The 26,491-nt window shown below is 62.3% G+C and carries 23 protein-coding genes, 2 pseudogenes and 1 riboswitch; of the genes and pseudogenes, 11 read left to right on the forward strand and 14 right to left on the reverse strand.

Annotation, left to right across the window (positions count from 1 at the left end):
• Positions 1-157 precede the first annotated feature (157 nt).
• The 5 genes from NHF53_RS15385 to ribB all read left to right on the forward strand — a co-directional run bounded on the left by NHF53_RS15385 (position 158) and on the right by ribB (position 5,571).
• Positions 158-1,132, forward strand: coding sequence for an ABC transporter permease (locus NHF53_RS15385; protein ID WP_252835034.1), 975 nt, complete (start codon positions 158-160; stop codon positions 1,130-1,132).
• 121 nt (positions 1,133-1,253) lie between these two features.
• Positions 1,254-2,189 (forward strand): substrate-binding domain-containing protein, encoded by a 936-nt coding sequence (locus NHF53_RS15390; protein ID WP_112689555.1) that lies wholly within the window; start codon positions 1,254-1,256, stop codon positions 2,187-2,189.
• Positions 2,190-2,210: 21 nt separating this feature from the next.
• A complete protein-coding gene (locus NHF53_RS15395) occupies positions 2,211-3,704 on the forward strand; it encodes a sugar ABC transporter ATP-binding protein (RefSeq protein WP_252835035.1) in 1,494 nt (497 codons plus the stop codon).
• A gap of 16 nt (positions 3,705-3,720) precedes the next feature.
• Complete coding sequence (locus NHF53_RS15400) at positions 3,721-4,509, forward strand: SDR family oxidoreductase (protein ID WP_252835036.1); 789 nt, start codon at positions 3,721-3,723, stop codon at positions 4,507-4,509.
• A 167-nt stretch (positions 4,510-4,676) separates the two neighbouring features.
• Positions 4,677-4,821: riboswitch (FMN riboswitch) on the forward strand.
• 114 nt (positions 4,822-4,935) lie between these two features.
• The gene (ribB, locus tag NHF53_RS15405) at positions 4,936-5,571 is read left to right on the forward strand and encodes a 3,4-dihydroxy-2-butanone-4-phosphate synthase (RefSeq protein ID WP_252835978.1); all 636 of its coding nucleotides are present in this window, start codon (positions 4,936-4,938) and stop codon (positions 5,569-5,571) included.
• 179 nt (positions 5,572-5,750) lie between these two features.
• On the opposite strand, the gene NHF53_RS15410 is transcribed toward ribB, so the two are convergent.
• From NHF53_RS15410 to NHF53_RS15430, 5 genes are all read right to left on the reverse strand, one after another.
• Positions 5,751-6,398 carry a hypothetical protein gene (locus tag NHF53_RS15410; RefSeq protein WP_252835037.1) on the reverse strand — a complete coding sequence of 216 codons (648 nt, stop codon included), beginning with the start codon at positions 6,396-6,398 and terminating at the stop codon, positions 5,751-5,753.
• Between the two features lie 97 nt (positions 6,399-6,495).
• A complete protein-coding gene (locus NHF53_RS15415) occupies positions 6,496-7,041 on the reverse strand; it encodes a hypothetical protein (protein ID WP_252835038.1) in 546 nt (181 codons plus the stop codon).
• A gap of 313 nt (positions 7,042-7,354) precedes the next feature.
• Complete coding sequence (locus NHF53_RS15420) at positions 7,355-7,963, reverse strand: protein rhiA (protein WP_114363521.1); 609 nt, start codon at positions 7,961-7,963, stop codon at positions 7,355-7,357.
• A 168-nt stretch (positions 7,964-8,131) separates the two neighbouring features.
• Positions 8,132-8,818 carry a hypothetical protein gene (locus tag NHF53_RS15425; RefSeq protein WP_252835039.1) on the reverse strand — a complete coding sequence of 229 codons (687 nt, stop codon included), beginning with the start codon at positions 8,816-8,818 and terminating at the stop codon, positions 8,132-8,134.
• Positions 8,819-8,964: 146 nt separating this feature from the next.
• Entirely contained in the window at positions 8,965-10,005 is a 1,041-nt protein-coding gene (locus NHF53_RS15430) for a helix-turn-helix domain-containing protein (protein ID WP_252835040.1), read from the reverse strand.
• Positions 10,006-10,540: 535 nt separating this feature from the next.
• On the opposite strand from NHF53_RS15430, the gene NHF53_RS15435 reads away from it, so the two are divergent.
• The 5 genes from NHF53_RS15435 to NHF53_RS15455 all read left to right on the forward strand — a co-directional run bounded on the left by NHF53_RS15435 (position 10,541) and on the right by NHF53_RS15455 (position 17,349).
• Positions 10,541-11,485, forward strand: a complete 945-nt coding sequence (locus NHF53_RS15435; RefSeq protein ID WP_252835979.1) for a TAXI family TRAP transporter solute-binding subunit — start codon at positions 10,541-10,543, stop codon at positions 11,483-11,485.
• Positions 11,486-11,578: 93 nt separating this feature from the next.
• Complete coding sequence (locus NHF53_RS15440) at positions 11,579-13,696, forward strand: TRAP transporter permease (RefSeq protein ID WP_252835041.1); 2,118 nt, start codon at positions 11,579-11,581, stop codon at positions 13,694-13,696.
• Between the two features lie 2 nt (positions 13,697-13,698).
• Positions 13,699-14,106, forward strand: coding sequence for a DUF1850 domain-containing protein (locus tag NHF53_RS15445; RefSeq protein WP_374591246.1), 408 nt, complete (start codon positions 13,699-13,701; stop codon positions 14,104-14,106).
• A gap of 43 nt (positions 14,107-14,149) precedes the next feature.
• On the forward strand, positions 14,150-16,000 hold the full coding sequence (locus tag NHF53_RS15450) for an ATP-binding protein (RefSeq protein ID WP_252835043.1): 1,851 nt from the start codon (positions 14,150-14,152) through the stop codon (positions 15,998-16,000).
• On the forward strand, positions 15,997-17,349 hold the full coding sequence (locus NHF53_RS15455) for a sigma-54 dependent transcriptional regulator (RefSeq protein WP_252835044.1): 1,353 nt from the start codon (positions 15,997-15,999) through the stop codon (positions 17,347-17,349). Before NHF53_RS15450 ends, NHF53_RS15455 begins: the two co-directional genes overlap by 4 nt.
• 129 nt (positions 17,350-17,478) lie before the next feature.
• Here the strand turns inward: NHF53_RS15455 and NHF53_RS15460 are convergent, their stop codons facing one another.
• The gene (locus NHF53_RS15460) at positions 17,479-18,021 is read right to left on the reverse strand and encodes a hypothetical protein (RefSeq protein ID WP_252835045.1); all 543 of its coding nucleotides are present in this window, start codon (positions 18,019-18,021) and stop codon (positions 17,479-17,481) included.
• A gap of 140 nt (positions 18,022-18,161) precedes the next feature.
• Here NHF53_RS15460 and NHF53_RS15465 point away from each other — a divergent pair.
• Positions 18,162-18,789 (forward strand): annotated as a pseudogene (locus tag NHF53_RS15465) (site-specific integrase); the annotation flags it as partial.
• Between the two features lie 202 nt (positions 18,790-18,991).
• Here NHF53_RS15465 and NHF53_RS15470 read toward each other — a convergent pair.
• The 8 genes and pseudogenes from NHF53_RS15470 to NHF53_RS15505 form a co-directional block, all read right to left on the reverse strand.
• Positions 18,992-19,205: pseudogene (locus tag NHF53_RS15470) on the reverse strand (hypothetical protein); the annotation flags it as partial.
• Positions 19,206-19,217: 12 nt separating this feature from the next.
• The gene (locus tag NHF53_RS15475) at positions 19,218-20,120 is read right to left on the reverse strand and encodes an SMP-30/gluconolactonase/LRE family protein (RefSeq protein WP_308218664.1); all 903 of its coding nucleotides are present in this window, start codon (positions 20,118-20,120) and stop codon (positions 19,218-19,220) included.
• A 29-nt stretch (positions 20,121-20,149) separates the two neighbouring features.
• Positions 20,150-21,232: an ABC transporter ATP-binding protein gene (locus NHF53_RS15480; protein WP_252835046.1), complete on the reverse strand. Its 1,083-nt coding sequence runs from the start codon at positions 21,230-21,232 to the stop codon at positions 20,150-20,152.
• Between the two features lie 34 nt (positions 21,233-21,266).
• Positions 21,267-22,106, reverse strand: coding sequence for a carbohydrate ABC transporter permease (locus tag NHF53_RS15485; RefSeq protein ID WP_252835047.1), 840 nt, complete (start codon positions 22,104-22,106; stop codon positions 21,267-21,269).
• Positions 22,107-22,120: 14 nt separating this feature from the next.
• Positions 22,121-23,038, reverse strand: a complete 918-nt coding sequence (locus NHF53_RS15490; protein WP_252835048.1) for a carbohydrate ABC transporter permease — start codon at positions 23,036-23,038, stop codon at positions 22,121-22,123.
• A 111-nt stretch (positions 23,039-23,149) separates the two neighbouring features.
• Complete coding sequence (locus tag NHF53_RS15495; RefSeq protein ID WP_252835049.1) at positions 23,150-24,451, reverse strand: sugar ABC transporter substrate-binding protein; 1,302 nt, start codon at positions 24,449-24,451, stop codon at positions 23,150-23,152.
• 201 nt (positions 24,452-24,652) lie between these two features.
• Positions 24,653-25,570: a 5-dehydro-4-deoxyglucarate dehydratase gene (gene kdgD / locus NHF53_RS15500; protein WP_252835050.1), complete on the reverse strand. Its 918-nt coding sequence runs from the start codon at positions 25,568-25,570 to the stop codon at positions 24,653-24,655.
• A 74-nt stretch (positions 25,571-25,644) separates the two neighbouring features.
• A complete protein-coding gene (locus NHF53_RS15505) occupies positions 25,645-26,391 on the reverse strand; it encodes a FadR/GntR family transcriptional regulator (RefSeq protein ID WP_308218665.1) in 747 nt (248 codons plus the stop codon).
• Positions 26,392-26,491: the final 100 nt, after the last annotated feature.

Genomic DNA, 26,491 nt, shown 5'->3' on the forward strand with positions numbered 1-26,491 from the left:
TTGCGTTCCGACTGTCAAGCCTTTCCGTCGAAATAAAACTGATGATCCCGCGTAGATGGGCAGTTGACAGCCCAACAATTCGTGCGTTACGAATTTACAGACAGTAATGAATAATTATGCCGACGTAAACCGGTCGGCGGCAGCATGGGAGGGCTGGATGTCGGTATCAGCGACAGACCAAGATCGCAGCGCAGGCTCGAGTGCCTTGTCGGCATTGAGAGGAGCGACCGGCCCTCTGGTTGGCCTCATCCTGCTTTGCATCTTTCTTTCCTTCGCGACCGACAAGTTCATGTCCGTCCGCAATCTGCTCAATGTCCTCGACCAGATCACCGTTCTCGGGATCATGGCGGTGGGCATGACCATGGTGATCCTGATCGGCGGAATCGATCTCGCCGTCGGCTCCGTGCTGGCGTTGACGATGATGGTGATGGGGTATCTCTCCAACCAGATCGGCCTGCCGCTGCCTGTCGGCATTCTTGTGGCGCTGGCTGTTGCGGCCGCCACGGGGGCGATATCGGGCATTCTGATCACGGCGCTCGGCGTGCCGGCGTTCATCGCGACGCTCGCAATGATGTCCGTGGCGCGTGGTCTCGCCAACATGATCACCGACGGGCAACAGATCGTCGGCTTTCCGTCCTGGTTCAGCCTTCTGGCTTACACCCGTTACGGCGGCTTTCTCACCCTCACCGTGGCCGTGATGCTGGTGGTGTTCATTTTGGGGTGGCTCTACCTGCGCTACACGTCGGGCGGCCGCTCTCTCTATGCCATCGGCGGCAACCAGGAGGTTGCGCGGCTCGCCGGCATCAATGTCAAGCTCTACACCGTCGGCGTCTATGTCATCTCGGGACTGCTAGCGGGGCTGGCGGGCGTGGTTCTCGCCATGCGCCTGGACTCCGTGCAGCCGACCGCCGGCGTCTCCTACGAGCTCGACACCATTGCAGCCGTCGTCATCGGCGGGACGAGTCTCAGCGGCGGCAAGGGTGGCGTTCCCGGAACCATCATCGGCGTGCTGATCATCGGCGTGCTGCGCAACGGCCTGAACCTTCTCGGGGTCTCGCCCTTCACGCAGGCGGTGGTCATTGGCGTCGTCATCGCGCTTGCAGTCGCAGCCGAAGCCGTCAAGCGAAGGTAACGCTTCGGCCTCGTGCACAGTTTGGCGGCGATGCCGCCAGTTCACCGCCGGGCAAATCGCCAGGCAAAACATCGGGCCTGCGGTGGTAGCGAGGTCCCGAAAACAACGGAGGAGATCTACCATGAATTTCAAGACAGTCCTTCTGGCTGCCGCTGCACTGGCAACCACGACGCTCAGCCCGCTCGGCGCTTCGGCCGCAGAGGTGAAGAAGATCGGCCTCGCGGTCTCGAACCTGCAGGCGGACTACTTCAACCAGATCAAGATCGGTGTCGAAGCCTATGCCAAGGAGAAGGGCATCGAGGTCATCACCGTCGACGCCAAGAATGACAGCGCGACCCAGATCAGCCAGGTCCAGGATCTGCTGACCCAGGACATCGACGCCTTCATCTACATCCCGGCGGGTGCCGCAGCTGCGGCCGTGCCGACCCGTCTCGCCAAGGAAGCCGGCATTCCGGTCGTCAACGTCGACCGCAATGCTGATGAGGCGCCCGGTGACACCTTCATCGCGACTGACAACGCCACCTCGGCCTACGAAGTCTGCAAGCACATCATCGGTCTTGCCGGCGGCAAGGGCAAGATGCTGATGATCCACGGCCAGAAGGGCACGACGCCGGAAGTCGAGCGTACCAAGGGCTGCCAGAAGGCGATCGGCGAAAACGCCGGCGTCGAACTCGTCGCCGAACAGTGGAGCGAGCAGTGGTCGCAGGCCGAAGGCCTGAACATCGGTCAGAACCTGCTGCAGGCCAACCCCGAGGTTTCGCTGATCTTCGCCCAGGCTGATGGTCTCGCTCTCGGCGCCGCCCAGGCGGTCAAGGTCTCCGGCGTCTCCCAGCGCGTCTATATCGGCGGCTTCGACGGCGACACGACGGCCCTGCCGATCCTCGCCCAGGGCGGTTTCGACGCGACCGCGACGCAGCAGGTTCGCGGCATCGGTCGCCTCGCAGTCGACAGCGCGATCAAGCTTGCAGCCGGCGAAAAGCTCCCGGCCGAACAGCTGCTGCCGGGCTTCCTGACGACGCCGGAGAATGCCGCGAAGTTCGTTGCCGAGCATCCCTGATTCCGATCGGAAGAGAGCGCCATGACCGCCAAGGACACCGCACCCATCCTTTCTCTCCGGAAGATCCGCAAGGTCTACGGCTCGATGGAAGTGCTGCACGGCATCGATCTCGATGTCCGGTCCGGGGAGGTCGTGGCGTTGCTCGGCGAGAACGGAGCCGGAAAATCGACCTTGTCGAGGATCATCTCCGGGGCCGTCGAGGCGACGGCCGGTGACATGACATGGCTCGGGGCGCCTTACGCCCCGGCCAATCCACGCGCCGCGATGGACGCGGGCGTCGGCATGATCCATCAGGAACTGAAGCTCCTGCCGCAACTGTCGATCGCGGAGAACGTCTTTGTCGGACGTTACCTGATGAAGGGCGGTCGCGTGGACCGGCAGGCGATGGAAGAACGTGCCCATGCTGGCCTCCAGCGCCTCGGGCTCGACATCTCTCCGCGCCGGCGGGTGGAAGGTCTTTCGACCGCCAAGCAGCAGCTGATCGAGATCGCGAAGGCGATGACGCTCAACGCGAAGCTTCTGATCCTCGACGAACCGACGGCTGCTCTCGGCGGCGAAGAGACACAGCTACTGTTTCGACAAATCGAGCGCCTCAAGGCCGACGGGGTCGGTATCATCTATATCTCCCACCGGCTGGAAGAAATTCGCCAGATCGCCGATCGCATCGTGGTGATGCGCGACGGCGCAAAGGTGCAGGAGTTCGACAGCGGCGACGTTCCGGTCCGCACCATCGTCGAAGCCATGGTCGGCCGCTCGCTGGAGCGGATGTTCCCGGCGGTTCCCGCACCGCAGAATGAGGTGATGCTGGAGGTACGCGATCTCTGCGCGCCGGCCGGGACCTTCAACAACATCAGCTTCTCGGTAAAGCGGGGCGAAGTCTTCGGAATTGCGGGCCTCGTCGGTGCCGGGCGCACCGAACTCGTCCGTGCGGTCACCGGTGCAGACCCGATCGCGAGCGGCGAGGTGCTCCTCGACGGCGATGTCGTGACGCCGCGCTCGCCGGGCGAGGCGATCAGGAAAGGCATTGTCCTGGTTCCGGAGGACCGCAAGCTGCAAGGACTGGTCCTCGAACATTCCATCCAGGAAAACATCGGCTATGCCAACCTGCAGGAAATCTCCCGCGGTGGCTGGCTGACCTCGCGTCGCCTTGGCCAATTCGCCGAGGTTTACATCCGCAAGTTCGGCGTCAAGGGCAGCGGAAGGCAGGACGCCGGCGAGTTGTCGGGCGGCAACCAGCAGAAGGTCGTGCTGGCGAAATGGCTCGCGCGCAAGCCCAAGGTGGTGGTGCTGGACGAACCGACCCGCGGCATCGATGTCGGCGCGCGCTCTTCTATCTATGACATGATCATGGACCTGGCTCGAGAGGGTGTGGCGGTGATCGTCGTCAGCTCGGACCTCGAAGAGGTGCTGGGCGTCTCCAATCGCATCATGGTCATGGCGCAAGGCAAGCAGGCCGGTATTCTGGATCGCAAGGACGCGAACGACGTCTCGGTCATGGAACTGGCGACGATTTGAAGAAGGAAAGAATGTCATGCCGGACATCACACTGAATGCACCGAAACTGTTCGACCTCGGCGGCAATGTCGCGCTGGTGACGGGGGCGGGCAGCGGGATCGGTCAGCGTATCGCCATGGGCCTGGCCCAGTGCGGCGCCGACGTCGCGCTGCTTGACCGTCGGACCGATGACGGGCTGGCGCGGACGGCGGAGTTCATAGCCGGAACGGGCCGCCGCAGCATCCGGATTGCGGCCGACGTGACCCAGGCCGTCGCGCTCAACGAGGCGGTCGCCCGGACCGAGGCCGAGCTCGGCCCTCTCACGCTCGCGGTCAATGCCGCCGGCATTGCCAATGCCAACCCGGCGGAGGAGATGGAGGAGAGCCAGTTCCAGACGATGATGGACATCAACCTGAAGGGGGTCTTTCTCTCCTGCCAGGCGGAAGCACGGGCGATGTTGAAGAACGGACGTGGGTCGATCGTCAACATCGCCTCGATGTCGGGCGTGATCGTCAATCGTGGGCTGAACCAGTGCCACTACAACGCTTCGAAGGCGGGCGTTATCCACTTGTCGAAGTCGATGGCCATGGAATGGGTCGGGCGCGGTATCCGCGTCAACACGATCAGCCCCGGTTACACCGCCACGCCGATGAACACGCGGCCCGAGATGGTGCACCAGACGAAACTGTTCGAAGAGCAGACCCCGATGCAGCGCATGGCGACGGTTGACGAGATGGTTGGGCCCGCCGTCTTCCTGCTTTCCGGTGCGGCCAGTTTCGTCACCGGTGTCGACCTTCTCGTCGACGGTGGTTTCTGCTGCTGGTAGCGTCTGCCGGTCAATATCGGCTTTCATCGAATACGGCACGGTGTTCTCGAGCACCGTGCCGTTTTCTGTGCGCGACGATTAAGAAAGGCAAACGCGACATTCGCCGACCAATTGCCGCCACCGGTTCCTTTGCACTTGAAATCGCTGTGGTCTTGCGCCTATTTTCAAAGGGTTCTCAGGGCGGGGCGAAATTCCCCACCGGCGGTATCCGGCTTTGCCGGGAGCCCGCGAGCGCTTTCACTCCGGTGAAAGGCAGCAGATCCGGTGCGATGCCGGAGCCGACGGTCACAGTCCGGATGAAAGAGAACATCGGCCATGGCGCCTCCCCGATGGGGAGACGTGTGTGCTGTGTTCGCCCAAGGGATGGATGGCGGCCGGAAGGTCGTGGTTTGGCCGCTCACGCGGTTACCCTTGAAAGGCATTGAAATGACACTTTCGAAAATTGAAGACGCATTGGATAGCTTTGCGCGGGGCGGAATGGTCGTGGTCGTCGACGACGAGGACCGCGAGAATGAAGGCGACATTATCGTCGCTTCCGATCACGTGACGCCTGAGGTTATCGCATTCATGATGAAGCATGCGCGCGGCCTGATCTGCGTTGCCATGGAAGGGGAACGGCTGGACGCTCTTCGCATCCCGCTGATGGTCCCGCACAACACGGAGTATCTCAAGACAGCGTTCACCGTCTCGGTCGACTATGTCCACGGAACGACGACGGGAATTTCGGCCGCCGACCGTGCCGCAACGGTGCGTGCACTGATGGACGAGACGTCGGCGCCTGAGGACTTTGCCCGGCCGGGACACATTTTTCCGCTACGCGCCCACCCGAAAGGCGTCCTTGGCCGCCCCGGTCATACCGAGGCCGCGGTCGACCTTGCGCGCCTGGTGGGCAAGAATCCGTCCGGAGTGATCTGCGAGGTCGCAAATGATGATGGCACCATGGCGCGCCTGCCCGAACTCAAGGCGTTCTGCAAACTCCATGATCTCCCGATCATCACGATCGAGGAACTGATCCGGTACCGGAAGCACCAAGATGCCGCGGCTTGCATCGCTGCGGCCTAGGTAGGGGGCGGTGCGGGTCGAGCAGGCCCGCAGCCCTTTCGTGCATGTCGCCCGGATGTCTTTTCCCGCAGGGATGCTTGCGAGCAGTTCTTGGGCCTGACCAACTTCAGGCGAGAGCGATCCAACGGAGATCTTGCGCGATCGGGCGGATTATCCTGCCGGCTGCATCGTCACATGCGCTAGTGGGTAACGCTGGTCACGAGCCAGTCGGTGTCCTCGACCGCTGCGAGCATCGCACGCGCATCGTCGATTGCACCACTGTGACGAAGAGCGTTCCAGCTCTCCCGAACCGCCGGCGAGGCGCCGGAATCGACTGTCGCCGCAAGACGGGCGAGCAAGTCCCCGAGTGTCCTTGCCACGGTTCCGTCCGTCCAGCCGCCTGTCTCGCGAAACTTGCTTGCGACGAGCTCCTGGGGAGCGCTCGAATACCGGGCGAGCATGACCTCGATCGGATCACCGCGGACGAGAAGTTGCACCTCTCTCGCGTTCCAGCCGAGCACTGGTAAATGCGTTGTAAGCAGGTAGTGGTTCGTGTCCTTGCCGGCGCTGAGGGACGGTATCGGCACGAAACTGTCGGCAAGCAGGACCAAGGCAGCGAGCCCGGGGCTCACGAATTCCGGCTGCAGCCAGGATGGCATCGCCCCGTCCGGATCGAGGCGAAACGCCGCCTGGATATCCTCGCGTTCCGCGATCCGGGGCAGGCGACGCAGCGCCATTGCGGAGAGTTTCTCATGGTCGCCGGCATCCCATGCCGACAATACCTCGCGGACCGTCTCTTCGAAGGCCGGTGTGACGGGGCAACGAAAGGCGTGATGCAGTACGGCCATGTCTTGCACGCTCCTTTGGAAAGAGCCGCCGGGCCGAAGGCCCGACGGCGAGGGCATTCATCCTTGTTCCGTTCAATGCAATTCTACCGGCACGATGTCACGGTCCGCAATTGCCGAGCGTTCCGTTGACGATCGTCACGCCCGATCCACCGGTCGTCGCGAGGGCGTGAAACCCGGCAGCAGCAACCCGGCTGGCCGCATTGTTCGCCGCTGCGGCCGTGATCTGGGCTTTCGGGATGCTCCAGTGGCCGGGCGGGACATCGTCGAAATCGATCTGCCAGGGAAACGGCAACGGCTGGTCGGCCGGGTTGGCCACAAAGTGAATAGCTGCGTTCCCGACGTTATCGTGGTCGCCCTGTACCGGAGCGTTCGTGTTCGGAAGGTCGACCTTCACGAAGCACTGCGCGGTTGCCATTCCGGCCCGGGCTGCGGTGTCGCTTGCGAAATAGAAGAAGGAGAGGGTCGGGGGATTGCCGCTCACACCGAAGTTCGCGGCGTTCCATGTGACGGCGCCGGTCGTCGCATCCGCATTGACGGCGCGGTAGACCGAGTAGGCCATCGCGGGACTGACGAGCCCGAGTGCCGCAAGTGCGGCAAAGATGACGGCGAGACGGCGGCGGAAACGAAGTCTGCTGGTTTTCATGACTGCATTCCTTTCTGCAACAGGGGGACGAGCGCTCCCAGCACCATGCGAGGAGCGTTGACCGGCGAGGCCTCTCGCCGGCTTTCGATGTGGAGGCCCGCGTCGAGAGGGCCGTGTCTGTGGGTGTTGTGGGGACGTCTTCAGATCGTCCCGGTTTCCGGTTCAGGACGGCCCGTTATGTCGGACGCGTTCGTTGCCGGATCTATTGGCCGCTCTGCGGCCTCGTTGCCGGCGATGCCGAGGGGTGCCCCCGGCATCGCCTCTCCTGGCGTCTAGTTTGACCGACGGCGGGGAGGAGCGCCGCCCCAGGGCGTCAGGAGACGGTGATCAGGTTGTCGATGCCGAGAGCGGCACTCCGCGTCGTCAGGGCGCCGCCATAGGTGACTTCGACGGCATTGGTGACATCCTCGATGTCGATGACATCCCCGGTCACGAAATTGCCGAAGATGACCCAGTAGTTCGGGTGAGGCGTGAACACGGCCGTCATGTTTGGTGCTGCCTGCACGGCGAATGTGCCCGAACCGGACATGCCGACGCCGACGGAGGTCCGGTTCGGCGCGACATTCGGGAGCTGCTGAATGGTCAGGGAACCGATGGCTCCACTGGCGTTCGGGTTCGCAAAGGTCGTCGCACCGTAGGTGTCCTGCGTCAGCTGGATCAGGTTCTGGCCGTTCGGATCTGCCGGCATGGTCTGCGACGCCGAGAAGTTGATCCCCGGCTGGAGTACCCCGGTTTCAGACCAGACGAAGCTGTACTCGAGATTCCAGGTGAAGGTCACCTTGCTTTTCGGAGCGGTCGGGCGGGCAAACCAGGCGAGCGAGAACACATTGCCCGGAATGGTCATCGGCGGTGCCTTCTGGAACACGGCGAAGCTTCCGGAAAGCTGGGAGTTGTTGACGCACGTCAGAGAGTAGGTGGTCATTGGCTTTGCCTTTCTTCGAGGAACATCCCCCGGTTTGAAGGAGCCGGTATCGCCTCGGGGGCTGAAACGATACCGGCCGTTGCCTCGCCGCCCACGGATCAGGCGGAGAATCGGGAGTGGCGAGGATCCGCCCGGCAGGAGGCGGGCGCCGGGCAAGCTGGTTCGCTGTCAACCGGTCTCGACGATCTGGTTGTCGAGGCCGACGGTGATGGCCGCGGTCGCCGTCGGGCTCGTGCTCGTCGCATCCGTCTTGAAAGTGACGGTCTGTGCCTGGCTCTCGTCCGAGATGGCGGGTGCCGGCAATTGGAAAGCGGTGCCGAACATCACCGTGACGGCGGGCGAGAAATCTGGTTCGAGCGTCAAAGGCGAGAGGCTGACGGGGATCGGCACGAGGATCGGGGCAGGGCCTACGACAAGACCCACCGAACCGCCCACGGGAATGCCCGGAGCGAAGGTCACGGTGAGGACACCTTCGGGTCCGCCGGGCGAGGGCGTGATCGTGAACGCTCCGTTCGCCCAGGCCACGGCGACGTTATCGCCGAGCGCGACCGGTGTCCTCTCCGCACCTGCCGGATCCGCATCCGCAGCGAGCACGAGCATGCTCAACGCCCCGGCTCCGCCGTTCCAGGTGATGTCCACCGGCGGGGATGTATTGGTCGTTGCGGGGGACACGAGCGCGGTGATCACTTGTGCGTTCGCGGGGAGATTCTTGAGCGCCGGCGGAAAGACGTTGAAATAGACGGAGCCGGGAACGCTCGATGCGTTCGTCGCGGTCAACTGGAAGGAAATGGCCCCGGTCGCGGGTGGGTCGTTAGCGGCGATGCTGGAGTCGGAACTGGCCACCTGTGTCGACATTTTCGGTCTCCTTTCGGCGAACGGGGGCTGATGGGCTGACTGCAACTTCCTTCGGGTTTCTCGTTTTATGTGTGGATAGCCTATGGCCATTCCTTCCGGTTGTCCTTGGGCGGATGTCCCGGAAACTTGGACGTGCGTCCCGAATTTCAACCGCTGATAAGTGCAAGCAGCCAGTCGGAGAGGGATGGACCGGCGGGGGACGCCGGTGAGACACCGGGATGACTGCCGGTGCGGGCGGAGGCACGAGCCTCCCGCGGAGACATTCCGAATCTCTGTCGAAAGAGCCGGCTGAAATGAGCCTCGTCGGCGAAGCCGGCGTCGTAGGCGATTTCACCGATCCGACGATCGGCGTGGCGAGGATCGCAAAGGGCGGCCAGGCCGCGGCGGAGACGCCTGCGGCGAATGTAGGTATTCACTCCGCCAACTTTATCGAAGTGTCTGTAAAGTTGGGTACGGGAGACGCCGAGTTCGCGTGCGATGGATGCCGGGGTCAGATCGTCGCGTGGAAGGTTCTCCTCGATATGGCGCCGCAATCGCTGTCCGAGGCTTGCTCTCCCACCGGCAGGGGACACCGGCGCCATCGCGCCGAGACATGATGCCAGCAATTCCGGGACTGCTCCGGAAAGCGCCACCACCTCTCCGCCAGCGAAGTGACGGGCGGCAGCCGCCAGCGCTTCCAGCATACCGCGCACGAATATGCCCATGGCGCTTCCGCCAAGCAGGATGCGAGGTGAGGCGGGCTGTTCGGCCGCGATCGAAGCGGGGAGCGCCCATTTCGGCAGGACGAGATGCAGCACGTCCGCGTTCGTCACCGCAAAGGCGAGCGGTGCGGAGAGATCGACGATCGAAACGTCGCCCGGGCGAAGTCGTTTGACTGCCGGGTGGCCGAGGGCAATTCCTCCGCTCAGCAGGCAGGAGACGACGATATGGTCGAGGTCGTCGCCGGCGAGCTTGTGCCGGCTGCGGTGATAGCGTCCGCCGCTGGCATTGCTCCTGCACAGCAGGAATGTCCCGAAGTGGTGCACGACGAGGCTGGCATTGAAGGAAATCGCCGCCGACCGCGGCGGCGGAACACATTCGAAGAGCAAATCGAGGACCGTTCGCCATGCGCCAAGGGGATCGTCGGCGCCGGCGGTTGTGAAGACAAAACTCCTCACAGCGCCATTCCCGTCGTCGGGAGGCGTCATTTCGTCGGCTGTCTCCTCGTCCCTGCCCCTCATGGTTGCAGTGAAGGGCAGTTTCGCCAATCAGGCTATTACTTATACAAGCGAGAGCTAACAGAATTTTGCGGGAGAGCCGATCTTGCCTGTGGCCGGCCTGGTATCTCTCGGCTGCAGTGCTTTTGAACAAGCTCCGTCTTCACTTCTTACCTGCTCCTGCGACGCTTCTTTATTGCCAGCATCGCTTCGACCGGCATCAAGGGGTAAAGTCTCTCGGGGCGTAGATGAAGATCGCGTCGAGCCTCCTGCATATCCCGGAGGTGGTACGCGCCCACAGGCGCGGGGGAATTGGTAGTCGTGCTGGCAAAATCTTGCCAGAAGTGCGGCTAACTCAGGCAGAAACTTGCTGGCCGTTGCTCGATTTTCGCGTGCGGTACCAATGATTTCAAATGGTTGGAAATGGCCCATCAATTGCTATGGACCCTGTATGCGGACCGGTTCCGAGGAGGACGGCTGCATCGATGTGAAACTTGAACGGGAGGATTCTCAAGTGAACCTTAGACTGAAACGCGCCGCCTTTGCGGCGATCGCCGGTACATCCATCATGTTTTCCGCGGCGTCGGCGGGCGCGAGCGAATTCATCAACATCCTGACGGGCGGCACTTCGGGCGTCTATTACCCGCTCGGCGTTGCTCTTTCGAAGATCTACGGGGAGAAGATTGCGGGTGCACGCACCCAGGTTCAGGCGACCAAGGCTTCGGTCGAAAACCTCAACCTTCTGCAGCAGGGCCGCGGCGAGATTGCCTTTGCCCTCGGCGACAGCGTCAAGCTCGCATGGGAAGGCAATGCCGATGCGGGCTTCAAGGCGCCGCTCGACAAGCTGCGCGGGATTGCCGCGATCTATCCGAACTACATCCAGATCATGTCGTCGAAGGAGTCCGCCATCAAGACGATCGCCGATTTCAAGGGCAAGAGCCTCTCCGTCGGCGCGCCGAAATCCGGCACCGAACTGAACGCCCGCGCAATCCTCGCCGCGGCCGGGATGAGCTACGACGATCTCGCGAAGACAGAATATCTGCCTTTCGCGGAATCGGTCGAGCTGATGAAGAACCGCCAGCTCGATGCCACCTTGCAGTCGGCAGGTCTCGGCGTCTCGTCGTTCAAGGATCTGGCGACTTCGGTCGATGTGCAGATGGTCGCGGTGCCGGAAGAAATCGCCGGCAAGCTCGGTGCGCCCTATATCGCTGCCACCGTTCCGGCCGGTACTTATCAGGGACAGGACGCTGATGTCCCGACCGTCGCCGTTGTCAACTTTCTCGTGACCCATTCCGATGTGTCCGACGAAACGGCCTATCAGATGACGAAGCAGCTCTTCGAAAACCTGCCGGAGATGGAAGCGGCGCACAAGGCGGCGGCCCAGATCAAGCTCGAGAACGCGCTCAAGGGCATGCCGGTGCCGCTGCATCCGGGCGCCGAGCGCTATTACAAGGAAAAGGGCCTGCTCTGACAGCGACGGGCGGCGGTCGCGACCACTATCACCGGCTCATCCGGTGTCTTGGGCGCCGCCGCCTGCGCATGCTCGGATTTTCGGGAGGAATCCATGCACGACACGACTAATGCACAAGAGCAGGCTGCGCCTGCGGAACTGCACGGGCACGCCGCCGCAACCCAGGCGTTTCCGAAGACCTGGGACGGTCGGCTTCTCTTCGGGATTGCGCTCGCCTTTTCCGTTTTCCAGATCGCGACCGCTGCGCATCTCATCGACCTGCCGAGCCAGATCGTGCGCGCCGTTCATGTCGGTTTCGTCACGGTACTGGTCTTTCCGTTGCTGGCCATGTTTTCGCGGCGCGGCGGCATCGCCAAGGCGATTGCCTGGGCTATGGCCCTGCTGGGTGCGACAGTCGCCTTCTACCAATGCTACGAGTACAGTGAACTGCTTATCCGCGCCGGTGATCCCCTGCCGCGGGACGTTGCGGTGGGCGTTGTCGCACTCGGAGTCGTGTTTGCCGCGGCCTGGGCGCTTATGGGCCCGGCCTTGCCGATCATCACAGGCCTGTTCCTCGCCTACAGCCTGTTCGGTGAATACCTGCCGCCGCCGCTCGACCACCGCGGCTACGATTTCACGCAGGTGATCGACCACATGGCCTACGGCACGGAAGGAATCTATGGCATTCCGACCTTCGTCTCTTCGACCTACATCTTCCTGTTCATTCTCTTCGGCGCCTTCCTTGAAAGAGCCGGAATGATCAAGCTCTTCAACGACGTTTCGCTGAGCTTCGTCGGCGACAAGCGTGGCGGTGCGGCGAAGGTCGCGATCATCTCGTCCGGGCTGATGGGAACGATCTCGGGTTCCGGGGTGGCGAATGTCGTCACCACCGGCCAGTTCACCATTCCGCTGATGAAGAAGTTCGGCTATCGCGCCGCCTTTGCCGGCGGTGTCGAGGCGACGGCCTCGATGGGCGGACAGATCATGCCGCCGGTGATGGGCGCGGTTGCCTTCATCATGGCTGAAACACTGGGTGTCGAGTATCACGAGATCGTCAAGGCGGCGATCATCCCGGCGATCCTCTATTTTGCTTCGGCTTTCTGGATGGTTCATCTCGAGGCGGGCAAATACGGGCTTCTCGGCCTGCCGAAGAACGAACTTCCTTCGGCAAAGGCCGCGCTGATCGAGCAGTGGTACCTGATCCTTCCGTTGGCGGCGCTCGTCTGGTTGCTGTTTTCGGGCTACACACCATTGTTTGCAGGAACGGTCGGCCTTGCCTTCACCGCGTTGTTGATCCTCGGCAGTTCCGTGGCGCTCGGTCTTCCCTCCAATGTGATCCGGATCATCTTCTGGGTAGGCCTCGGTTTGGTGGCGGCCGCCTTCTTCCAGTTCGGTATCGGTGTCGTTCTCGCTGCACTGGCGGTGCTGATTGCGGTCAACGCCTTCTCGCGAGGCGGACGGGAGACGCTCGTCACGTGCCGCGACGCACTTGCGGAAGGCGCAAAGACGGCGTTGCCGGTGGCGACGGCCTGTGCGCTCGTCGGCATCATCATCGGCACGATGACGCTGACGGGGGCGGCGAACACCTTTGGCCAGTTCATCGTCTCGGTCGGCGACAAGAGCCTGTTCCTGTCACTCTTGCTCACCATGGTGACCTGTCTTGTCCTCGGCATGGGGATACCGACGATCCCGAACTACATCATCACCTCGTCGATCGCCGGCCCGGCTCTTCTGGAGCTCGGCGTTCCGCTCATCGTCAGCCACATGTTCGTCTTCTACTTCGGCATCCTTGCCGATCTGACGCCGCCGGTTGCGCTCGCCTGCTTCGCCGCGGCGCCGATTGCGCGTGAAAGCGGACTGAAGATCGCGATCCAGGCGATAAAGGTGGCGGCGGCCGGTTTCGTCATCCCGTTCATGGCGGTCTACTCGCCGGCCCTGATGCTCCAGGATGGCGGGGCCATGGCCGCCAGCCTCGGCTATCCGGCGGCGGTCGCTTACGTCGTCGTCAAGACCGGTCTTGCGATCGGTCTCTGGGGCGCGGCCGTCATCGGTTTCCTGGTCGTCCGTCTTTCGGTCGCGGAACGGCTTCTGGCCGCCGCGGCAGCTTTCACTCTTCTGGCGGCGCTGCCGCTGACGGACGAGATCGGCTTTGCGCTTTCGATCCTGTTCGCTGTCTGGATCTGGCGTCGAGGACGACAGGTGGGCGGTAAGTCGGTACCGGGTGCCGCATGACCATGGCGGTCTGTATCGTTGCCGGCGGCAAGGCGATGGCCGTTGCCGCCGGCGTCTTCACGCTCGGCTGGACACACTCGGTCGAGAAAACCGAGTGGCAGGAGCGCTGGACGCCGACACCACAGGGGCTCGTTCTCGAAGAGGCGCGCGTTCAGGGCTCCGGTGCCGGCATGGAGCCCGGCGACGGCGCCCGCCGGGAGGGGAAATGGTGGGTCTGGACACCAAACCTCGTGCCAGTTCCCGAGCTGGTGCTCGCGGCCTCGGGGGCGACGGTCTCGGGCTGGAGACTTTGCGATGCCGACGGATGCCGCGAGCTCGGACGACAGGCTCAGGAGCCACTCGTCCTGCGGCCCTGTGACCGGGAGCAGTCAGAGGCTACCCCGACGCCGCGATCGCCTAATGAAGGATAGGGGCGGCGGCTGTTCTCTCTTGACCGAGGAGACGCTACACTCGATGCAGAAGACAGGATCCAACCACGTCGGCTCGGTGATGGCGCGTAACATCGGCAGAATGACTGCCTTCATGCTGGTGGCGACTTTCACGGCGCCTTTTGCTGCCTATTATGTGGCGAGCGGGGCGGCCGTCAGCGCACTGGAGGCGCAACTCCAGCGCAGCCTGGTGCTCACCAACAGGGCGATCGCCACGGAGGTCGAGAGGTTCCGGTATCTGCCGCTTGTGATCGGCGAGGATGCCCGCATCCGCGCGCTTGCCGAGAACGCGCGCAGCTCCGCCACTCTCGATGCTGCGAATCTCTATCTCCAGACGGTCGTGCGGCAGGCGGGCGCGGCCGAGCTCTACGTGCTCGACAATCGTGGCGTGACGCTTGCAGCCAGCAATTTCGCGACCGCCGAGAGCTTCATCGGACATGATTACAGCTTCCGGCCCTATTTTCAGGACGCGATTCGCAACGGCGAAGGCCGCTATTACGCGATCGGCGTCACGACAAAGAAGCCGGGCTACTTTCTGAGTTCGCGCATCGATATCCCCGGTCATCAGCCGATCGTCGTTGTCGTCAAGGCCGATCTGCGACCGCTTGAGGTGACCTGGGAAGCGGCGGGCGTCCAGACGGCAATCGCCGACCGCTGGGGCATTGTCTTCCTCTCCGGCAATCCCGACTGGAAATACCGACCGCTTGCACCGCTTTCGCGAGAGGCCGCCGAACGGGTCGCAGCGGAGAGAACCTATGACGGCACCGATCTTGCCGAAGCCAAGCCGATCCTGCCCGCGGGCGTCGTGCCGCCGATCAACGCGGCCGACATGCCGGCGCTTCGGGTCGATGGCGAGGGACAGCAGCTTCTGGCGAAGTTTTCCGCCATCGAGCCGGACAGCTGGATCGTGCTTGCGGCAACCAGCACAGAGGATATCGCAAAGCTCGCCGGCTTCTGGGCGCTCGCTGCGCTCATTGCCGGCCTCGTCGCGACGGGCGCGCTCTACTTTCTCCACCAGCGGGCCCTGCTGATCCGCATGCGCCTGCGCCAGGGCGAGATCCTGGAACTCAAGGTCGCCGAGCGAACGCAGGATCTCGCCCGCGAGATCGACATGCGCAGGCGGACCGAGGACGAGTTGCGCCGCGCGCAGGAAGGGCTCATCCATTCCGAGAAGATGGCGGCGCTCGGACGGATGTCGACGGCGATCGTGCATGAAGTGAGCCAGCCGCTTGCCGCACTCGAGGCAACACTGGCGACGGCCGGTGTCCTTGCGGAGAAGGATGAGGCGGCAAAGGTCGGCGAGCGGCTTCTCGACGCGCGCGCGCTCGTCAAGCGCATGCAGCGTACCGTCAAGCACCTGAAAACCTTCGGCCGGAAGGGCGCTTCCGAACTCGAGGCAGTCGACATCGACACCGTCATTCGCAACGCGATCGATCTCGCCGCGCCGCGGGCGAAGGCGCTCGGCGTCGTGCCGATCGTCGAAGCGCAGGGCCCGGCTCCCGTCATCACTGCGGTCGGGGTCAAACTGGAGCAGGTGATGCTCAACCTGCTTCTGAACGCGCTCGACGCCGTCGAGGGCCGTCCTGCTCCTTCGGTGATTGTTCAGCGAACCGCGGAGGCCGGACAGGTGAACGTGACCGTCATCGACAACGGGACCGGCATCGCGCCGGAACACCGCGATCGCGTCACCGAACCGTTCTTTACCACCAAGCTGACCGGCGAAGGTCTCGGCCTCGGCCTTTCCATCGCGACCGCAATCGTGCGGGAATACGGTGGCGAAATCACCTTTGCCGAAGCACCCGGCGGCGGTACCATCGCCACGATGTCGATGCCGATCGACAAGCGATCGGCACATCCACTCGAGGCAGCACAATGAGCCGCGGAGACGTTCTCCTCGTCGACGACGACCGCGATCTCCTGAAGGCGGCGACCGACTGGCTGGAGGTCAGCGGGTTCTCCGTGACCGCCTTCCATCGGCCTGAAGAAGCCTATCAGCAACTCCTGCGCACCGAGCCGGATGTCGTGGTGAGTGACATCCGCATGCCGGGCATCGACGGCATGACGCTCCTGAATTCCGTCATCAAGGTGCGTAGCGACGTGCCTGTCATCCTGATGACCGGCCATGGCGATGTCACGCTCGCGGTCAAGGCGATGAAGCAGGGCGCGGAGGACTTCATAGAGAAGCCATACGACGCGGAGTACCTCCTCTCCGTTCTCGACAAGGCCGTCGAGAAGCGCCGGATGAAACGGGAGATCGCCCGTCTGCAAGGCCTGGTTCAGGAGGAGAGCGGTGGCCCGCCAATCGTCGGGGACAGTCCCGCCATGTGCGAGCTTCGCAGCCGCGTGGCGATGCTGGCCGATGTCGATATCGACGTGCTGATCATCGGCGAAACCGGTTCCGGCAAGGAGCTCGTCGCGCAGGCCCTGCATCGTCAGGGTCGCCGCCGGGTCGGCCCCTTCGTCGCGATCAACTGCGCCGCCCTGCCGGAAAGCATTTTCGAAAGCGAGATCTTCGGCCATGCGAAAGGCGCTTTCACCGGCGCGCTTTCCGAGCGTGAGGGCAAATTCGAACATGCCGCCGGCGGAACCGTCTTCCTCGACGAGATCGAATCCATGCCTCTCGCCCTGCAGGCGAAAATCCTGCGTGTGCTTCAGGAGCGGGTGATCGAACGGCTCGGCGAAAACCGGCTGCGGCCGGTCGACGTACGGATCATTGCCGCTGCCAAGAGTGACCTTTCCGGCGAAATTGCTGCCGGAAGATTTCGTGAGGACCTGTTCTATCGGTTAGCGACCGTCGACATTCGAATTCCGCCATTGCGTCTGCGGAGGGACGATATTGGCCTGCTGTTCAGCCATTTCGCCTCGCTCGCTGCCCATCGCTACGGCCGTGCCGAGCGTACCGTGTCGGCCGATCTGCTTGCGAGCCTGCAACAGGAGGAATGGAGGGGGAATGTTCGCGAGCTCAAGGCACGGGCGGAGCGCTTCGCACTTGGTCTCGATGAACAGGGCACCGGCACCGCCGCGCAAACGAGTCTGTACGGTGAGTTGACGCTGCCGGACCGGCTTGCCGCCTACGAGGTGCAGTTGATCCGGGCGGCGATCGACGAGCACGACGGCAATACGGCGCGCGCGGCCGCGAGCCTCGGCATACCGCACCGGACCCTCAACGAGAAGATCGCGCGGTATGGACTGAGAGGTAGTCGGGAGAAGTCATCGGACCTGTAGTGGACACGGCAACGACGTGTTCTGCGTCCCCCGGAGCAGACGATGTCCGCACTTGCCGACACGCCTGTTGCACCATTCGCGTCCCGGAAATGAGCGTATGACCCTAGCCGAGGGGCTCAAGCTTCAATCTTACCCCAGTTGGCTGAACGGACCGTTATAGACGGTTCGGGGAGGGATCAGTTCCGGGTCGACCTGTATCAGCACCGGGTCGGTAACACCGCTGTCGACCAATTCAAAGGCGGTGGCGATGAGTTGGTTCGAGTTCTGCCGTACCATGTGCACAGGAAATTCCAGGAATGCCGCAAACGGGTCATAGTCGTAGCAACCGAAGACGCTCTGTTCGAATGCTTCCGAGGGAAGGTGGACAAACTCGCTGACGATACCTTCGAACGCTCTGATCGAGTTGATGAACAACCCGGCTGGCAATCCGCCGATACGGTCGCTGAGTGCCGAGACCTCGCGAGCGGCGTTACCGGGAGCGTATCCGCAGGTAATGACCTGATCTTCATCAAACGATCCTCGTAGCTCCAGGACCGTCGATCGAAATGCCGAAATTCGGTGTGCAGAGTGAGAGTGCTGACGGGTTTTCCGTGACGGGTTAAGGGCTGGAGAAGAGGTCTCCGGCGCCCGTCGCGGATAACAACGATGTTCAGGAATGACCGCAGCGGGCATGCCGGGTCCGACAGGACGAGCCTTTGCGACGACATCACCGGCAAGATCATCAGCCGAGCTGAAGGTGGACCGCTTCCCCTGGGTCCATCGCCGTGAAATTGTTCTGGCCGATCATCAGATCGGCGGCTTCAATCTGCCTTAATCCAGCATCCGGCATTCCGACCGAGCCAAAGGTCCAGGGCACGCGCTGGCTCAGCGAGGACGAGTTCGTGCAGCTCTATCGCTGGCTAGGATGCCCTGACACGCCGGTTCATTCCTCTTATCCGCGCGCCGTGCAGATCATCATGCTGACGGGTCAGAGTGTCGAGGAAATCGCCCGCCTGCATGTCGATCAATGGGATGCCAAGGAGCGGATCATCGACTGGTCGAAGACTAAGAACCTCCAGCCGCATGCCGTTTCGGTCCCGTCGCTCGTTGCCGAGCTGATCGAGTCGATCAAGCCGAACGAGTACGGCTGGTACTTTCCTTCGGCGAAGGATCCGTCCAAGCCTGTCAGCCATGCGACGCTCTACAGCTTCGTCTGGCGGCAGCGTGATGGTGGCGTAATTCCCTACGCCACCAATCGTGATCTGCGCCGGACTTTCAAAACGCTGGCAGGCAAGGCCGGTGTCTCGAAAGAGGCTCCGCGACCGCCTGCAGAATCATGCGCTGCAGGACGTCAGTTCGAAGAACCACGACCGCTGGAACTACATGCCAGAGAAGCGCGCCGGCATGAAAAAATGGGACAAGTTCGTACGGGCGATGCTTACCAAAGTGCAAAACCGTTGAGCAGTTTGAGGGTGAGCCGTGTTGTAAACGATATCATTTTACCACGTAAAAACAGTATGATGCCTAAAGTTGTCGTAAACGTGCCATAGAAGAGGCGAGACTGTTGATTATGGGTGCAATTGATCTAGTTTTTCATTTCGTCGCGACCCAGATCAACTAACGAATTTATTAACAGCGGAGCCAGGCCCCACGCCGAAATACATTCGAAGGCTGCCATCTGGACCGTTGCGGCCTTTTGATCAACGGAATTGGCAGGCTGTTCGACCGTGCGCTCGTATGGCTTCCAGCTTTCGCCGGTGATTTGCTCGTAAGCGGAGACGGCACATTCGGCTGCCATGCGAAGTAATGTGGGCCTGAAGTCCCATCTCGGCTGCTAACTCGCGCTTGCGCTCGGCGCGGCTGTCGAAGCCTACCGGGTCCAATCTAATCTAAGGCCGATAGTGAGGCTCAGCCAGGCCCTGGAAGGGCGTGGCCACCGCATAGACGTCACCGCCCGTCCCGCCATCCGGACGCAAGGATGTAATATAGGCCGTTCTTAGATCACTTCCACCAAAGCAGATATTGGTCGGGTTTCGCGTCGCCACGATGATTTCGGCATCGATCTTGCCATCCGCCGTGAGCCGCAAGACACGACCGGAATCGCTGGCGGCGATCCAGTAGCAGCCATCGACGTCGATGGCCGCGCCATCCGGTCGACCGCCAAGCTTGCCGTAATCGGCGAAAAGCGTGGCATTGGCGCGCTCGCCCGTATCGGGGTCGAAGTCAAAGGACAGGACATGCGGATTGGAGACATGGGAATCCGAAACATACATCCGCCGTCCGTCAGGGCTCCAGGCAAGTCCGTTCTGGACGCGGAAGCGCCCACCGCGAGCGCGAAGGTCCCGGTTCCGTCCGATGCTGTACAACGCTCCAGACGCTTCGGGCGCGGCCGGTGTCGGCGACAGGGTGCCCGACCAGAACCGACCCTGCCGGTCACAGGCGCCATCGTTCATCCGCCCACCTTGCGGAATGTCGGGAGTGGATCCGAAGGCAAGGACTGGCCCATCCCGCTCCAGGTCCAGGTCCAGACGGGCAAACCCACGATCCGTCGCCGCGATAAAACCTCCATCCTGCCGTAAGGCGAAGGCGCTGACCGTCGCGGGTAGCGGCCAGCTTTGGAACGCTCCCCCCGCGGCCGGCATGCGAAAAAATTGCCGGCTGGTGATATCGACCCAGTAGAGATCGTCGGTCAGTCGGTCCCAGACCGGGGACTCGCCAACCTTGCAATTCGGCCTCGCAATGCATTCGGCAACATAGCTTCGGACGGTCATCGAGGATGAAATCTCCGGCATTGCACCTTCCAGATGTCGTAATTCAACGATCAGCGCGCCGCGATCCTGCGCTCCGTCGCCGTGTCGAACATCAACACCTTCTCCGGCCGCATCGCCAGTCCGAGCCGCTCGCCGGGCCGTAGCTGGCTGCGCTGCTTGGATGAAAGAAGCATCTTGCCGCTGCCGGTATCGCAGATGACGGTCGTGTCCGAACCGGTGGTCTCGACCGCATTGACGACGCAGGGAATGGTTCCCGGCGTGCCAAGCTCGCTCAGTTCGAGAAATTCGGGCCGCACGCCCAACAGCACCTCGCGACCATTCATGTCGGAGAAGCCTTCCGGCATCGCCAGGCTGGTCTGGCTTTCCGGCACCAACAATGTCCGCGCATCGTCACTGACCGAAGCCTTGATCATGTTGATCGCCGGCGAGCCGATGAAGCCCGCGACGAAGACGCTGTCGGGCGAATCGTAGAGCGTGAGCGGCGAACCGACCTGTTCGACCCGACCGTCGCGCAGGACGACGATCTTCTGTCCCATGGTCATGGCCTCGACCTGATCGTGCGTGACGTAGACGGACGTCGTCGCCAGCCGCTGGTGCAGGTCGCGGATTTCTCCGCGAACCTGGCTACGCAGCTTCGCGTCGAGATTGGACAAAGGCTCGTCGAAGAGAAACACGGCCGGATTGCGCACGATCGCGCGGCCCATGGCCACGCGCTGACGCTGGCCACCGGACAACTCCTTCGGCAGGCGGTCGAGCAGGGTCTCCAATTCCAGCATCTGGGCCACCGCGTCGACCTTGCGACGGATCTCCTCCTTCGGCCGGCGCGCGAGGCGCAGCGAGAAACTCATGTTCTCCCGCACCGTCATCTGCGGATAGAGGGCATAGCTCTGGAACACCATCGCGATGTTGCGTTCCTTGGCTTGCATATCTGTCACGTCGCGGCCGCCGATATGGACCTCGCCCGCCGTGCAGTCCTCGAGCCCGGCAATAATGCGCAGCAGTGTCGACTTGCCCGAACCGCTCGGACCGATCAGCACACAGAATTCGCCCTCGGCGATGTCGATCGACACGTCCTTGATGACGTTCACCGCCCCGAACGACTTGCAGACACCATGCAGCGATACAGCTCCCATGTCATTCCTCTTGTATTCTCGCGCGAAGGCGCGGTTAGCCCTTGACCGCACCGGCGGTGATGCCACGATTGAACTGCTTCTGGAGCAACAGATAGACAATGATCGGCGGCGCCATCGCCAGCAGCGTGGCGGCCACGAAGATGTTGGGCGTGATCGTCTCGTCCACGCGCAGCATGCCCAGCATTACCGGCATGGTGAACAGCGACTTGTCGTTCACCACGATCAGCGGCAGCAGATACTGATCCCAGATCATGATGAAGCCGAAAATTACCACTGTACCGAGTGCCGGCCGCACCAGCGGCAGCACCACATAGGCGAAGACCTGCCACTCGTTGGCGCCATCTATCCGCGCAGCTTCCTCCAGTTCCTTGGGGATCGCCCGCATGAACTCGGTTAGCACGAAGATTGCAAACGCCCAGCCGACGACGGGCAGAACCATCGCGGCGTAGGTGTTGTAGATCGAGACATCCAGCAGCGGGAAGCGTTTCTGGACGATCAGATACAGCGGAATGGAGATGATTTCCTCCGGCAGCATCATGGTGCACAGGATCAGCAGCGAGACGATGGCGGCGCCGCGGAACTTCTTGCGCGCCAGCGCATAGGCGGCCAGCGCGCTGACAATCACTTGCAGCGTGGTGCCAAGCGCGACGACGACCAGCGAGTTCAGAAGGTAACGCCAGACATTGAGGTCGATCAGCGCGGTGCGAAAATTGGCCAGCGTCGGCTGCACGGGCCAGAGAAACAGCTGACCAGGCTTGAGGATCTGTCCGCTGAAGGCGGTGACGACGATACCCCAGAAGGGACCGACGAAGACGATGAAGACGAAGATGTAGAACAGGATCCGCGAAACCCGGATTGCGACGGACTGATGCATCGGAGTTCTCCTCGTCAGTTGGAAATCCGCGTCTTGATCGCCATGTGGATCAAGGTCAGCAGAACCGTGAACAGAAGGAGCAGAAGCGATACAGCGGAGGCATAGCCATAGTCGAGATCCTCGAAGCCCACCTTGTAGACATGGGTCATGATCGTCTCTGTCGACCCCGCCGGACCGCCGCCGGTGGTGGCATAGACCTCGGCGAAGACGCGAATGCCGCGAATGAATGACAGCATGACGACCACGGAGATCGACGGAATGATGCCGGGCAGGGTTACGTGCCAAAGACTGCGCAGGCGGCTTGCACCATCGACATTGGCCGCGTCGTACAGCTCGCGATTAATGCCGACGAGACCGGCGATGAAGATGACCATGTCGTAGGGCGTGTTTTTCCAGACCTGCATCAGGATCAGCACCCACAGGGCCTGCGAGGGATCCGTCAGAAAGCCCTGCGGATCGACGCCGACGAAGCCGAGCAGCGAATTGACCACGCCGTAATGGGCTGAATTGAACAGAATGCGCCAGACTTCGGCGATGATGGCCGCGCTGGTGATCGCCGGCAGGAAGATCGCGGTGCGCAGAACGCGCAGATGCCGTGCCTGCCCCTCTAGAGCCAGCGCCATGAAGAAGGCGATGATGCTCGAGCAGACCGTGCCAACGACCACGTAGATGACCGTGTGCCACACGGCAACGCGCAAATCCGCGTCGCTCAGGGCGCGCGCGAAGTTGTCGAGGCCGATCCATTCGCTGTCGCTGTAAAACTGCACGTCATAGAACGACATGATGAAGCCGGACAGCATTGGATAGAACTTGAACCAGGTGAAGATCACCAAGGCAGGGGCAAGGAACAACCAAGGCACGAGGGCCACCCGCCACGTACCGGCGCGGCGCCGCGCCGCCGTGCGCGCGGTACCGGCCGAAGCCGTTGGCAACGCGGGGCCCTCCGAGGAGGATTTGATCGATCCGAGCATGGAAATCTCGCAGCTGTCAGCAAGGAATGTCCGCGCCGAACGATCTCTCGTCGGCGCGGAATGACGACAAGATTATTGCGTGGCCGTGGCAAGCGCCTTCTGCTTGCGAAGCTCATCCGCCATGCTGTCATCGACCGCCTTCAGTTCGGCGGCGATGTCGGCATCGCAGTTCGACAGGATCTTGTTGAAGCCTTCCGCCGTCAACATGCGGATCGGAGTCCAGTTCGGCACCGGCGGAACGTAGTGCGAGTGGTTGTCGAACACCTCCTTGAAGGTCTGCCAACGCGGATCCTGACGAACGGCATTCACATCGATGTTCTTGTTCACCGGAAGACGCACAAGCGGCGTGTGGCCGGAACCCTGCGCCATGCCGATTTCCTGCCCCTTGGGCGAGATGAAGAATTCGATGAACTTTGTCGCGGCTTCGCGATGCTCGGTACCCTTCATGATATAGGCGCTGGTACCCTCCGCGAGAGCAGCGGGCCCACCCGGACCTGCCGGCGGCGGCAGGACCTCGATCTTGTCCTTGCCCGGCTGCTCGTCAATCTGCGCGATGTGATAGGGACCCGACAGGAAGATACCGGTCTGGCCGGAGCGGAAGGTCGGCAGAGCGTCACCCGTCGTGGCGTTGATGGCGCCCGGCTGGGTCAGGCCTTCGCAAAACAGCGACCGCACGAACCCCAGCGCCTCGGCCCCCGCCTTGGTGTTGAGGTCGGGCTTGAAACCGGTCGCGCTCTGCTGGACGAAATCGCCACCGGCGGCCCAGATGAAATTGCTCATGAACCAGCTGGTATAGCCGCGAACGGTTGATGCCGGGATGGTCATGCCGAAAGTGTCGGCCTTGCCGTTGCCATCGGGATCGTCATTGGTGAAGGCTACCGCCAGCTTGTGAAGATCATCCCAGGTCTTGGGCTGCGGCAGGCCGAGCTTTTCACGCCAGTCCTTGCGCACGAAGAAGGCGAACGCCTGCGCGGAGACCGGAACGGAGTAGAACTTGCCGTCGCTCGCCTTGGCACTGTTCCAGGCGGCGGGCGAGACGTCTTCATTGCCCTTGATCGTGGACGGATCGATGTCCTCGATGATCCCCATACGGAGCATTTGCCCCATCGCCGAGTCGTCGTTGACGACAACATCGGGGAGATCACGCCCCGCCGCCGCGCGAGCCAGGCGCTGCTCGAAATCCGTACCGGTATTATAGGTCTCGACCTCAATGCCGGTTTCGGCGGTAAACGCCGCCGACAGCGCCTTCAGAACGCTGACGGATTCATCGGTCTGACGCGACCACACCTTGATCGTCTCGGCCGACAGGGCCTGAGTGCTCATCGCCATGAGCGCCGCCCCTGCCATCAACGCCACTTTCGAATGTCTACGCATTTCATTCCTCCCTTGTGTTGAGATACAAGAGCCCTCTCGGATATTCAAACCTGCCTTCCTCCCGGGAATGGCAAATATCCGAAACAGGCAATTCAAGTCATCATATGAATGACCGCCCGACCACCAGGCCCCATGACGATCACCCGGATGTCCGCCGCAGCTCCGCCGCGGCGCACCCTTCGCTGCGAGACCGGCCCGTTGTCAGGCCGCCCGCCGGCTCTGGTTACGCACTATGAGGGCTTCAAGCATGCCCTCCTCCTCGTCCGTCAGGTCACACAAAGGACTGCGCACCTTGCCTGCCGCGAAGCCCTGAAGCCGGACGCCGGCCTTGACGGCTGACACCGCATACCCCTTGCGCCGGTTACGAATGGCCATGAAGGGGTAGAAGAACTCGTTCAGGGCGCGTTCGCAGTCGGCGCGGTCTCCCGATCGCAGAGAGCGATAGAAATCCACCGCCAGTCCCGGCACGAAATTGAACACAGCGGAGGAATACGTGGTGAAGCCGGCACCCAGATAGGCCTCCGCGAAAAGCTCCGCCGTCGGCATTCCGCCCAGATAGGTCAGGCGATCGCCCATCATGGCTGTAACCTGGCGAACGAGGCCGATGTCGCCGGTTCCATCCTTGAAACCAATCAGGTTCGGGCACTCATCGCAGAGACGAGCCAGCGTGTCGGCCTGCAACACCGCGTTGTCGCGATTATAGACCATGACGCCGATGTCGACGGACTGGCAGACACGCCGGACATGTTCGCGCATGCCGTCCTGCGGCGCATCGATGAGATAATGCGGAAGCAGCAGAATGCCATCGGCCCCGGCCTTCTGAGCGGACTGCGCGATCGCCACTGCCATCTCAGTGCCATAACCGCAACCCGACACGATTGCCGTATCGCCGGCAGCCTCCTTGGCGGCCCGGACGATCCGCGGAATCTCGGAGGGCGTGAGCGAAAAGAACTCACCCGTGCCGCCGGCGGCAAACAGAACAGGGGCATCGAAACCCGAAAGCCAGTTCACGTGCGACTGGTAGCTGTCCACCGCGAATTCACCGTTCGCATCGAAATGCGTGACCGGAAATGACAGCAGTCCGGAACCAAGGATGGTTTTGATTTCCTGCGGCCGCATACAACAATTCCTTCAATATCAAGTCCATTGAGGGAACGCTACCACCAGCGCGGCGCGGCTGTCAACATGTCATATTATAACTTTGACAAAGTCCTCTGATGAATGGCTCGATACCGCGACAGGCTGCCGCGCAGATGCAGCTTCATGGCCGCGCGGGCGCCCGCCTCGTCGCCGTTCGAGATGGCTTCGACGATCTGGGCATGCTCTCGGTGGATCTGCGAGATATACTCGTGCTGAAGGGACGTATCCTGACCGTCCTGCAGGGCCGCACGCGGGATGCCACCCTTGCCGATCATCTGCAGGAACTCCGGAAAGCGCGGATTGTTCGTGGCCTCGGCGATTGCCAGATGAAGGGCGAAATCCGCGTCGGCGGTGGCTTTCCCTGCCTCGATCAGGACAAGAAGGTCACGCTGACGCGCGAGGATCGCTTCTTCCTGCTGCGGCGAACGGCGCAAGGCGGCAAGCGCTGCGGCTTCTATTTCCACGGCCGTGCGCAGTTCGAGCAGTTCGATGACGGAGGAAATCCGGGTGCTGTCGACGTCCTGAAACGGCAGATTTACGGGCGCGGGAGGATCAAGCACAAAGACCCCCGCCCCCTGGCGCGGTTCGACCAGCCCCTCGGACCGCAGCACCGCGATGGCCTCGCGTATCACGGTACGGCTCACGTCATGATCGATCGTCATCTGCGCTTCGCTGGGCAGCCTGTCGCCGGGCTGGAAATCCCCGGCCAGGATCGACTTCCGAAGCTTGTCGACAAGTTGAGATACAAGCGTTCCTGTACCTTTTCGCGTCCTGGAAGCCTGCCGTGCGTCTGCTATCACCTTGAGTTCCCGTGCTAGATGCCGTTGACTGTCGCCCGAATCCAGTTCGCTGCCACCATGCCACCGAATGGCGGCGTCTCAGCATGCAGTGACCTTGATC

Source organism: Ciceribacter sp. RN22, from assembly GCF_024054295.1.
Taxonomy (GTDB): Bacteria; Pseudomonadota; Alphaproteobacteria; order Rhizobiales; family Rhizobiaceae; genus Allorhizobium; species Allorhizobium lividum.

Coding starts and splice junctions, on each gene's coding strand:
- NHF53_RS15385 (WP_252835034.1), top strand. CDS start 158: ATGTCGGTATCAGCGACAGACCAAGATCGCAGCGCAGGCTCGAGTGCC.
- NHF53_RS15390 (WP_112689555.1), top strand. CDS start 1,254: ATGAATTTCAAGACAGTCCTTCTGGCTGCCGCTGCACTGGCAACCACG.
- NHF53_RS15395 (WP_252835035.1), top strand. CDS start 2,211: ATGACCGCCAAGGACACCGCACCCATCCTTTCTCTCCGGAAGATCCGC.
- NHF53_RS15400 (WP_252835036.1), top strand. CDS start 3,721: ATGCCGGACATCACACTGAATGCACCGAAACTGTTCGACCTCGGCGGC.
- ribB (WP_252835978.1), top strand. CDS start 4,936: ATGACACTTTCGAAAATTGAAGACGCATTGGATAGCTTTGCGCGGGGC.
- NHF53_RS15410 (WP_252835037.1), bottom strand. CDS start 6,398: ATGGCCGTACTGCATCACGCCTTTCGTTGCCCCGTCACACCGGCCTTC.
- NHF53_RS15415 (WP_252835038.1), bottom strand. CDS start 7,041: ATGAAAACCAGCAGACTTCGTTTCCGCCGCCGTCTCGCCGTCATCTTT.
- NHF53_RS15420 (WP_114363521.1), bottom strand. CDS start 7,963: ATGACCACCTACTCTCTGACGTGCGTCAACAACTCCCAGCTTTCCGGA.
- NHF53_RS15425 (WP_252835039.1), bottom strand. CDS start 8,818: ATGTCGACACAGGTGGCCAGTTCCGACTCCAGCATCGCCGCTAACGAC.
- NHF53_RS15430 (WP_252835040.1), bottom strand. CDS start 10,005: ATGACGCCTCCCGACGACGGGAATGGCGCTGTGAGGAGTTTTGTCTTC.
- NHF53_RS15440 (WP_252835041.1), top strand. CDS start 11,579: ATGCACGACACGACTAATGCACAAGAGCAGGCTGCGCCTGCGGAACTG.
- NHF53_RS15445 (WP_374591246.1), top strand. CDS start 13,699: ATGGCGGTCTGTATCGTTGCCGGCGGCAAGGCGATGGCCGTTGCCGCC.
- NHF53_RS15450 (WP_252835043.1), top strand. CDS start 14,150: ATGCAGAAGACAGGATCCAACCACGTCGGCTCGGTGATGGCGCGTAAC.
- NHF53_RS15455 (WP_252835044.1), top strand. CDS start 15,997: ATGAGCCGCGGAGACGTTCTCCTCGTCGACGACGACCGCGATCTCCTG.
- NHF53_RS15460 (WP_252835045.1), bottom strand. CDS start 18,021: ATGCCCGCTGCGGTCATTCCTGAACATCGTTGTTATCCGCGACGGGCG.
- NHF53_RS15475 (WP_308218664.1), bottom strand. CDS start 20,120: ATGCCGGAGATTTCATCCTCGATGACCGTCCGAAGCTATGTTGCCGAA.
- NHF53_RS15480 (WP_252835046.1), bottom strand. CDS start 21,232: ATGGGAGCTGTATCGCTGCATGGTGTCTGCAAGTCGTTCGGGGCGGTG.
- NHF53_RS15485 (WP_252835047.1), bottom strand. CDS start 22,106: ATGCATCAGTCCGTCGCAATCCGGGTTTCGCGGATCCTGTTCTACATC.
- NHF53_RS15495 (WP_252835049.1), bottom strand. CDS start 24,451: ATGCGTAGACATTCGAAAGTGGCGTTGATGGCAGGGGCGGCGCTCATG.
- kdgD (WP_252835050.1), bottom strand. CDS start 25,570: ATGCGGCCGCAGGAAATCAAAACCATCCTTGGTTCCGGACTGCTGTCA.